Origin of the sequence: Methylosinus sp. (assembly GCF_036560965.1) — a bacterium.
GTDB lineage: Bacteria > Pseudomonadota > Alphaproteobacteria > Rhizobiales > Beijerinckiaceae > Methylosinus.
Window position 1 is genome coordinate 128,265 of sequence record NZ_DATBQF010000040.1, and the last position, 8,711, is coordinate 136,975.

Annotated in this window: 7 protein-coding genes and 1 pseudogene; 6 read left to right on the forward strand and 2 right to left on the reverse strand. The window is 59.9% G+C overall.

Annotation, left to right across the window (positions count from 1 at the left end; translation table 11 throughout):
• Positions 1 to 1,062 carry a DUF7146 domain-containing protein gene (locus VIF40_RS11735; protein ID WP_331937691.1) on the forward strand — a complete coding sequence of 354 codons (1,062 nt, stop codon included), beginning with the start codon at positions 1 to 3 and terminating at the stop codon, positions 1,060 to 1,062.
• 284 nt (positions 1,063 to 1,346) lie between these two features.
• On the forward strand, positions 1,347 to 2,327 hold the full coding sequence (locus VIF40_RS11740) for a DUF2493 domain-containing protein (RefSeq protein WP_414684792.1): 981 nt from the start codon (positions 1,347 to 1,349) through the stop codon (positions 2,325 to 2,327).
• 74 nt (positions 2,328 to 2,401) lie between these two features.
• Here the strand turns inward: VIF40_RS11740 and VIF40_RS11745 are convergent, their stop codons facing one another.
• Positions 2,402 to 2,611 carry a hypothetical protein gene (locus VIF40_RS11745; protein WP_331937692.1) on the reverse strand — a complete coding sequence of 70 codons (210 nt, stop codon included), beginning with the start codon at positions 2,609 to 2,611 and terminating at the stop codon, positions 2,402 to 2,404.
• A 307-nt stretch (positions 2,612 to 2,918) separates the two neighbouring features.
• Between VIF40_RS11745 and VIF40_RS11750 the strand changes: the two genes are divergently transcribed.
• The 4 genes from VIF40_RS11750 to VIF40_RS11765 all read left to right on the forward strand — a co-directional run bounded on the left by VIF40_RS11750 (position 2,919) and on the right by VIF40_RS11765 (position 8,590).
• Positions 2,919 to 3,092 carry a hypothetical protein gene (locus VIF40_RS11750; RefSeq protein WP_331937693.1) on the forward strand — a complete coding sequence of 58 codons (174 nt, stop codon included), beginning with the start codon at positions 2,919 to 2,921 and terminating at the stop codon, positions 3,090 to 3,092.
• Positions 3,093 to 3,233: 141 nt separating this feature from the next.
• On the forward strand, positions 3,234 to 3,674 hold the full coding sequence (locus tag VIF40_RS11755; protein WP_331937694.1) for a hypothetical protein: 441 nt from the start codon (positions 3,234 to 3,236) through the stop codon (positions 3,672 to 3,674).
• Between the two features lie 588 nt (positions 3,675 to 4,262).
• Positions 4,263 to 4,589, forward strand: a complete 327-nt coding sequence (locus VIF40_RS11760; protein WP_331937695.1) for a DUF736 domain-containing protein — start codon at positions 4,263 to 4,265, stop codon at positions 4,587 to 4,589.
• 329 nt (positions 4,590 to 4,918) lie between these two features.
• Complete coding sequence (locus VIF40_RS11765; protein WP_331937696.1) at positions 4,919 to 8,590, forward strand: SIR2 family protein; 3,672 nt, start codon at positions 4,919 to 4,921, stop codon at positions 8,588 to 8,590.
• Here VIF40_RS11765 and VIF40_RS11770 read toward each other — a convergent pair.
• Positions 8,591 to 8,711, reverse strand: a pseudogene (locus tag VIF40_RS11770) (IS630 family transposase); the annotation flags it as partial. It lies immediately after the preceding gene.

Sequence of the window (8,711 nt, forward strand, 5' to 3'; positions counted from 1 at the left end):
ATGGTTCGTCCCGACGCCTCCGATCTCGCGCAGCGTCTCGGCCGCCAGGCCGAGGCGGTGTGCCGTCATTATCTTCACAACGGACATCGCGAAGGCCGCTATTGGCTGGTCGGCGATGTTCGCAACACGCCGGGCCGCTCCATGTTCGTCCGGCTGATCGGAACGAAGAGCGGCAAGGGCGCCGCAGGCAAATGGACCGACGCCGCAACCAGCGAGCACGGCGATCTGCTCGACGTCATCAAGGAGAGTTGCGGCTTCGCCGATTTCAAGGAAACTGTGGCTGAGGCGCGCATGTTCCTCAGCCTGCCGCGTCCGGAGCCGGAGCCGATGACGAAGAGGACAGGATCACGTTCGGCGCCGGCCGACTCGCGGGAGTCGGCAAGACGGCTTTTCGCGATGTCGCAGCCGATTTCCGGGACTCTCGCAGAAGCGTATCTGCGCAATCGCGGCATTACGGCTTTGCACGAAACCGGATCGCTCCGCTTTCATCCACGCTGCTATCACCGGCCGGACGAGCATTCCCCGACCGAAATCTGGCCGGCGATGATCGCCTCCGTCACGGACCTCGACGGGCGCCTGACCGGCGTGCATCGCACATGGCTCGATCCTCGCGGCTTCTCGGAGACGACGCTCGGAAAGGCGCCGATCGAAACGCCGAGACGAGCGATGGGCGACATCAACGGCCATGCGGTCCGCTTTGGCGTGGCGGGCGAGGTCATGGCGGCGGGCGAAGGCGTCGAAACCGTTCTGTCGCTGCGATCGGCGCTTCCGACCATGCCGATGGCGGCGGCGCTCTCGGCGGCGCATCTCTCCGCCATCCTCTTCTCCGACGCATTGCGCCGACTCTACATCGCGCGAGACGACGATCCAGCCGGCGACGGCGCGGTGACGACGTTGATCGACCGGGCTCGGCAGCTCGGGATCGAGGCGATCGTGCTGTCTCCGGCGCTCGGCGATTTCAACGAAGATCTGCGGCTGCTCGGGCTCGATGCGCTCCGGGCCGCCGTACGTGTGCAGATCGCCCCGCAGGACGTCGCGCGCTTCATGGAGCTGGCGGCATAGGCTCGGGCTGACCGGCGGACGCTCGCCGCCGGCGGATTCACGTCACGATGAACGATGACGCTTCCTGAATTGTCGGAGAGGTCCGCCCCCACGGCCTTCTTCAGAGGGCGATCGATCGGCAGGCGGCTCGGATCGGCAACGACTGCGGCCGGCTATTTTCCGGCGCGGCCTGCGGCCGCTTTCCATCGCGAGACAAAATAGCCGTCCTCCGCCGTCCTCCGCTGCGCTCCGGCCCTTCGCTTCGCTGCGGGTGCAGGTCCGTTCCGGCTGCCGCTTTCGTCGCCATGAAGGCCGCGATGGGCGCGGTCGATCCGACGAAAGAAAGCGCCATGATCACCGATCGCGACGATGACCGCCACGAGCCGCACGCGTCATCCCCGACCGACCATATCCTCCAGGAGCTCCAGCTCTACGGCTATCGCCCCTTTCAGGACGAACCCGATCCGAGGCCATTGCCGGAAGGACGCATCGTCTCGGGAGCCGTCGCCGACATCTTCGACGCGCTGATCGCGGCATTGCAGGACACCCGCCTCGAACCGGATCTCGGCGACCTGCTCTGGTCGACCGTCAATCTATTTCACCGCGCCGTGGAGCGGATCGAGCGCGAGCTCGACGACAATGAGCAGGCGCAACGCCGCTCGCAGCGCGAGCAGGATGGCGGCGAGGTGAAATCCGTCGAGCTGGAGCGACTCACCGCCGAAGGGCAGACGCTCCTCGAGCGCCGGGACGCCTTCGAGCTGATGCGCGACCAAGCCGCCGAGCATTACGAGCGCCACACCGGATCATCCTGGCGACCGCGCGGCGGATCGATGGTCAATCACCGCAATCTCACCTCGGCGATGATCGACAGCCGGGACTTCCTCGCGGCGAAGAGGCGCTCCGAAAACGAGGTGCTGTTGCCGCCCGGTCCGAAGATAGCCGTCACCGGCGGCCTCGACTTCAACGACCATCGCCTGATCTGGGCAAAGCTCGACCAAGTCCACGCCAAGCATCCAGACATGGTGCTGCTGCATGGCGGCAGTCCGAAGGGCGCCGAACGAATCGCAGCCCGCTGGGCCGATCACCGCAAGGTTCCGCAGATCGCCTTCAAGCCCGACTGGGCCAGGCACGCGAAGGCGGCCCCCTTCAAGCGCAACGACGCGATGCTGGAAATCCTGCCGATCGGCGTCATCGTCTTTCCCGGAACCGGCATCCAAGAAAACCTCGCCGACAAGGCTCGCAAGCTCGGTATTCCGGTTTGGCGTTTCGGCGCAGGCGGCGCGTGAGCGCCGCCGACCCTCAGAGCCGGAAATGCGCCGAGACGCAAAAGCGTGTCGCCGCGTTTCCGTAAAGCCGTATTTCAGTCGGGCGCGCCGAGCACGGCGATCCTCGCGGCGCGCGCGTAATACGCCAACTCGGCATCATTCTCGATGATCTCATCGAGCAATGCCTTCATGTCGCTCAAATCCGAGTTGGACTGAAACGGCCCGGGCTGCCCCTCGATCGCCAACGCTGCGATGGTGAGCGCCTTCTTCACGAGATGGAGATATCGCCCCGTGAACTCCGTCATGCCGACCTCCTGAGCCGTTCGCTCTGCAGATGCACGTGACCCGCCGACAATAGAGGAGGTTCGCGCGATCCGCGACCGAGCTCCATGAATTCGAAGCAATCGACTCCTGCCGGCGAGCGCCACCCCGCTCCGATCAGCGCTGATCCTCTATCCGACCGATGACCTGACGCCATCAACCCGCGAGGGGTCGGCTACGCGAGCGTGCCGCCGCTTCGGTTTCACCTTCGCGGTGATCGCGGCCATCGGCCGGACACATCGGGCGCCTGTCGCGCGGGGATCGCCCCCGCCTCAGCACAGGAGCCGATCGATGTCTCGAAACCTCACCTTCGCCCACGCTCGCGGTTGGGACCTCGCGAACACCCTCATGATCTGCGTCGTCGTCTTCCATGACGGCGCGGGTGACTACGGCGTCATGCCGTCGACAGAATACGACGGCGATCCCGCCGCCATCGTCCATGAATTCGATCCCTTCCAATCATGAAGGAATCCGCCACCACGAGCGGCGAAAATCCTACGGGATTTTCGCTCGCCCTGCCTCATCTTTCCGGCTAGACTCGCTGCTGCGCCGTGGTGGTGGTGGAAGGCGCGCTCGTCAGACCTTTGTCTCACGGAGACCACCGCCATGATCATCTTCGGACCGCTGCTCGTCATCGCCGGCATCGGCTTCTTCTGCTGGCTGCTGTTCACGCTCGCCGTCTTCGCGCTCCCCTTCTATGCCGGGCTGACGGTCGGCGCCTGGGCTTTTCACACTGGCGCCGGCTGGCTCGGCGGAGCAATCGTCGGCGCCATCGCCGCAGGCCTGACGTTTGGCGTCGGGCAATTGGCGCTCGCCTTCGTTCCCTGGACCTGGCTCCGGCTCGCCATCGTGCTCGTCTATGCTGCGCCGGCGACGGTCGCCGGCTATTACGCCACGCACGGAATTGCCCAGATGGCTATGCAGTCCGCGACATGGCAGACGATTTTTTCGCTCGTCGGCGCGGTCGCAGTCGGCGTCACCGCTTTGGTCCGCATCGCCGGAACCGCCCTGCCGGGGCGGGAAGAAACGCGTCTCGCGCGGGCCTGACGCCATTGCAGCCGCTCCCGTAGGCGCAGGTCGATCTGCATCTCTCCGAGTTCATCGTCGTGACACACGGCGGCTATCACGGCGGCGAGTTCGAATCTTCGTGGCGAGGCGGTCGAAATTGTGATGCTCCTCGGAGCAATCCTTCGGCGAGAGCGATCTCACGGCGTCCGACAATCGGCGGGGTGGGAGGCATTGCGATATGCGGCTCGAAAGCGACGACGAAATTTTATAGCCGGACAGAGGATCGTCATCTTCGTTGGCGCTCGTCGCCGAATCTTCTCGGTCGCACGCCGTCGCCGAATTCGCCCCGATTACTGTCAGTCCGAGCGCTCCATAACGGCCTCTTTGATGGGCGGATCTGGCCGAAGGCCGGCTGCGCCTCGATCGCCTATGCGGCAATGGCGTCGATCGACTTTCTTCCCCTGCCGGCTGCGCCGTCATTCCTCGCGAGACAACAAAGTCGCTCTTGCGCCATCCTCCGCTAACGCTGCGGTCGCGAGCGATGCCGCGTCGATCGCCTCAGGCCCTTCGATCGCCATCGAGGCCGCAATGGCGCGGGCTCGGAACTTCAGATCGAGGAGAATTCCAATGGCGACCATCGGCACCTTCAAGAAGAGCGGCAACAACGAGTTCACCGGCGAGATCGTGACTCTCTCCGTGCAGGCCAAGAACGTTCGCATCGTTCCCGAAACCAGCCGCTCCGGCGAGAATGCGCCCAGCCACCGCGTCTACGTGGGCCGAGTGGAGATCGGAGCCGCCTGGTCCAAACGCTCCAACGAGGGTCGCGATTATCTCGGCCTCAAACTCGACGATCCGAGCTTCAACGCTCCGATCTTCGCCAATCTGTTCGACGACGAGACCGGCGAGGGCTACAGCCTGATCTGGTCCCGCCCGAGCCGCCGCAACGGCGACTGATCGATACCGCGCCCCGCCTCCCAGCGGGGCGCTCGCCCATAAGAATTCGAGCAAGCAGTCCCAGACCTTCCGCGATATGAGGTAAATGGAAGCGTCCGGATTTCCGTCGTACGTTGTTTCAGGATGCCATGAAAACCGAGAAAGTTGGAATCGCCCGCTGCCGAAGATTCGATAGGCTGCACTCTCCGCGCTCGCTCCAGCCGCCTGGCCATGCTTACTTCGCGACAGAAGGTTTGGCCACGGGACGCCTTGTCCGTGGAGCGCATGCTCGATCGGCTTGACGGATTCCAATAAATTTCTCCTAATAGTTCTCCTCGGAGAGGGTCGATATGCGTTTTGTTGAAAACGGTCCCGCATTGCCGGATGAATTATTGGTTGCGAGGGACGAAGGGCACGTGCTGTTCTTTTGTGGAGCAGGAGTCTCGCGAGCAAGAGCGAATCTGCCCAGCTTTCTCGCGCTAGCTGAACAGGTACTCGATCGGCTAAAAGCGTTGCCAGACAGCGACGCATACAGGCTATTTCGCGCGGCGAGAGAACTCCAGGAAAAGAGCGGTGTAAGTGGGCTGCTCGCAGCTGATCGCATATTCAGTCTCCTCGAAAATGACTTTCCCTCACCGGACATAGAGAGGATCGTCGGCTCTCTGCTGACGCCGGACCAAAATGTCGATTTGTCTGCACATAAAATAATGCTCGAATTGAGCCGAAATGCTGCCGGTCAGGTTAGGCTCATTACGACGAATTTCGACAGGTTGTTCCTCGACGCCGATTCGGGAGTTCAGCTTTCAACGCCTGATAGCTTACCGGACCTTTCCCGTATCGATGGGGTTGACGGAATCGTCCATCTACATGGTGTTTTCGAAAAAGGGTATCGTCGGTCTACGGGTGGGCGCCTAATTCTTTCGAGCGCGGAGTTTGGACGTGCTTATCTGGCCGAGGGTTGGGCTGCTCGGTTCATCCGTGACGCGATTGCAAAGTATATTATTGTCTTTGTAGGATATAGCGCCGACGACCCGCCCGTACAGTACTTGCTTGAAGCGCTTTCGCGGGGAAGCAACAATCGGCGAGGCTTATTCGCATTCCAGGACGGACGAGATGACGTCGTCAAGGCGCGGTGGGCTCAAAAAGGCGTGACTGCATTTTCTTACCCCGCCGACAATGGCCATTGCGCGCTATGGGACACGCTCGGAGGATGGGCAGAACGAGCGCGGGACCCGGCGCGTTGGCGTTCGACGGTCATTCGACAAGCGCTAAAGGGTCCGGAAACTCTAAAACCGCACGAGCGCGGACAGGTCGTTCACCTCGCAATGACGACCGACGGATCGCGCGCGCTCGCAGAATCGAAAAAGCCCATTCCTTCGACGTGGCTATGTGTGTTCGACCCCGCTGTTCGTTATGGTACGCCTGGGCCACAAGCATTGTTCCGTAGCGACCTGCCGGAATTTGATCCGTTCGCATTATACGGGATTGACGCTGACCTCGTTCCACCACCACGCGATCGAAGCGATCCTTTCAAGCGACGCGAAGCTCCTCGAGATGCGCTCGATGTGTTCTCTCCAACTTCATTCGACCATATCGGCGCTCAGCGCGGCGGATTTCGGTCGTCTGAGACCGAGTTGCCGTTGCGGCTTGTATCGCTTGCCATTTGGCTGCGGAAAGTAGGTGGACAGCCCGCAGCAATCTGGTGGGCTGCAGGTCAGCGTACACTTCATCCGCGAGTCTTAGGGCTGCTGGAATTTCTGGTGTCGCATAGCAATCGATCGGTGACGGCTGCGGCACGCAGTGCTTGGCGTTATGTGTTGAGCTGCCGACGCGATCCAAATGGGTTGGAAAATCTACGATTACATGATTTACAGCAGCAGGTTGCCAAGGATGGCTGGACGTCCTTGGCATGGCAAGCGTACGAAACGCTCGGTCGTCCCGAACTCACCGTCGAGCGACCATGGGGAGCTGGCCCTCCCACGCGAGTTGACCGATTGACCGACGTAATTCGACTCGATGTGAAGTATACCGATCAACTTTCGTCGATACAGATCCCGGAAACTGCCATTCCGCATGCGGTAGCTATACTGAGACGAAATCTCGACGTCGGCGATATGCTCGAAAATGAGGTGAACCCATATTTTCGAGACGGAGTTTCATCGCTCGTAAGCGATGTCGCTGGTCGCGTCTCTTCTCACGTAGAAGGTTTTAATAAGCGTATCGTCGAATTCACCAATGAATTTGAACGTTTTCTGCGTATCGACAGAGTCGCTGCTCGTAACGAAGTGAATAGTTGGCCGCGAACGAGCAAGGCGTTCGACCGTCTCCGAATATGGGCCGCGGGACTAGACGGATTATGGGATGACGAAACTGCGGGCGACGTTTTGATCGGCATTTCGGAGGAAGTTTTTTGGAATGGTCACGCACAAAGAGATTTGCTGTTAGTTCTTGAGCGTCGCTGGAGTGCGCTTCCGGAGGCAGGTCGAAATGCGATCGAACATCGTTTACTGAAAGGCCGGCCCAAATGGTCGAAAGAGGATCGGCGCGACTATTTGAAGCGTCGCAACGGGCTCACGCTTGAACGCTTGCAATGGTTACAGGAATCCGGTTGTAAACTGTCCGCAAGGACTGAACGAGAACTAAAGCGCCTGGAAGGGCTCACGCCGGAATGGACAAAGGAGCAATCGGCTCGCGCTATCGAAGACATGTCTCCAAGAGCTGGATATGTGGTGACGGACGAAGACCACAATGAGTTCGTTGACACTCCTGTGAGCCAGCTTATCGAGAGAGTATTAGCTGCGCGACACCGCGAAGCTGCCTTCTTCAGAGAACGCGATCCGTATGGCGGACTCTGTAAGGACAAGCCCGTTCGAGTGCTGTCGGCGCTGAAGCATGTCCAAGATCTCGAAAAATCACAGATTGCATGGACGCGGTTCCTCCAGAGCGGGGAACGTTTGAACGATAGAAGGAGGCTTTGTACCCTAATAGCGCGCCGACTCGTCCTGCTGCCCGAACGGGCTCTAGCTCAGATATGCCGACCAGTTGCGTCATGGCTTGCGCGTACTGCAGGAAAGTTATTCGCGTATGATATCGACGGCGCGTATACACTTTTTGACCGGCTCTCGGCTCTCCTCACACAGCATCAGAGTATGGAGTTGTCGGACAGCGTGGTGCTCAACGAGGAGAAGTGGTTAGAAAGGGCATGGAATTCCGTCGCCGGTGATCTGATTTCCGCGCTATTGGAAGACCCTGGTCTCTCGGACCTGTCGCATCGGGGCGGGCTTCCATCAGCATGGAAGCAACGGGCAGAGGCGGTTCTCGCTCTGCGCCCAGAAAACAATCGGTTTGCCATTGTTCGATTTGGGAGTGTGCTTAGCTGGCTCTTTTGGTGTGACGATGAATGGACGGATCAGCACGTTCTGACAGCGTTGACGAGAGATTCGGCAGACAAAGAAGCGTTCATTGCCGGCTTATTTAGCCATCCGAGCATCTCTGGAGAGCAACTATTTTCTCGCCTAAAGCCTCTGTTTTTCGAGCTTGCGGAACAGAATAGCGTCACACTTAAGGGATATACTCAGCCGCTTTCAGGAATTCTTTGCTCTGGATGGCTTCTCAAGAAAGAGGATGGAAGCAGGTGGATAACAGACGAAGAGTTCCGTGTGGTTCTGGTTCGCTGCTCGACTGAAATGCGTGGCTCGATCTTATGGCAAGTGACAAAGTGGGAGAAGTTCGAAGACAAATTTTATTTCATTCACGACGTGTGGCCTCTTCAGCTCGTAGCTCGCGGCCCCACCGTTAGCAATCGCTTGTGTGAGGTTGCTGTTAGTGATGAGGAGCATTTCCCGCAGCTCGCAGCGGCAATTCTTCCGAAACTGACCGTGGTCGAGGACGGAATGCTCTATTCGCTCGCCCATGGAAATGGGACGAAATTGATTACGCGTTACCCGCATTCCGTTCTCGATTTGATGGATGCAATCCTGCCTATGAGCGCTGCCAAATGGCCTTATACCAATCCTCATTGATCAAAACCCATGCGCCCAGTCGCGTAGCCCGATGGACATGATGCGCCAAGGCTGCTCGATGAGCTTGTTCCAGGCGGCGCAACAATGATCGACGATATCGTCATAGGATTTGAAAACGCGG

Coding starts and splice junctions, on each gene's coding strand:
- VIF40_RS11735 (WP_331937691.1), top strand. CDS start 1: ATGGTTCGTCCCGACGCCTCCGATCTCGCGCAGCGTCTCGGCCGCCAG.
- VIF40_RS11740 (WP_414684792.1), top strand. CDS start 1,347: ATGAAGGCCGCGATGGGCGCGGTCGATCCGACGAAAGAAAGCGCCATG.
- VIF40_RS11745 (WP_331937692.1), bottom strand. CDS start 2,611: ATGACGGAGTTCACGGGGCGATATCTCCATCTCGTGAAGAAGGCGCTC.
- VIF40_RS11750 (WP_331937693.1), top strand. CDS start 2,919: ATGTCTCGAAACCTCACCTTCGCCCACGCTCGCGGTTGGGACCTCGCG.
- VIF40_RS11755 (WP_331937694.1), top strand. CDS start 3,234: ATGATCATCTTCGGACCGCTGCTCGTCATCGCCGGCATCGGCTTCTTC.
- VIF40_RS11760 (WP_331937695.1), top strand. CDS start 4,263: ATGGCGACCATCGGCACCTTCAAGAAGAGCGGCAACAACGAGTTCACC.
- VIF40_RS11765 (WP_331937696.1), top strand. CDS start 4,919: ATGCGTTTTGTTGAAAACGGTCCCGCATTGCCGGATGAATTATTGGTT.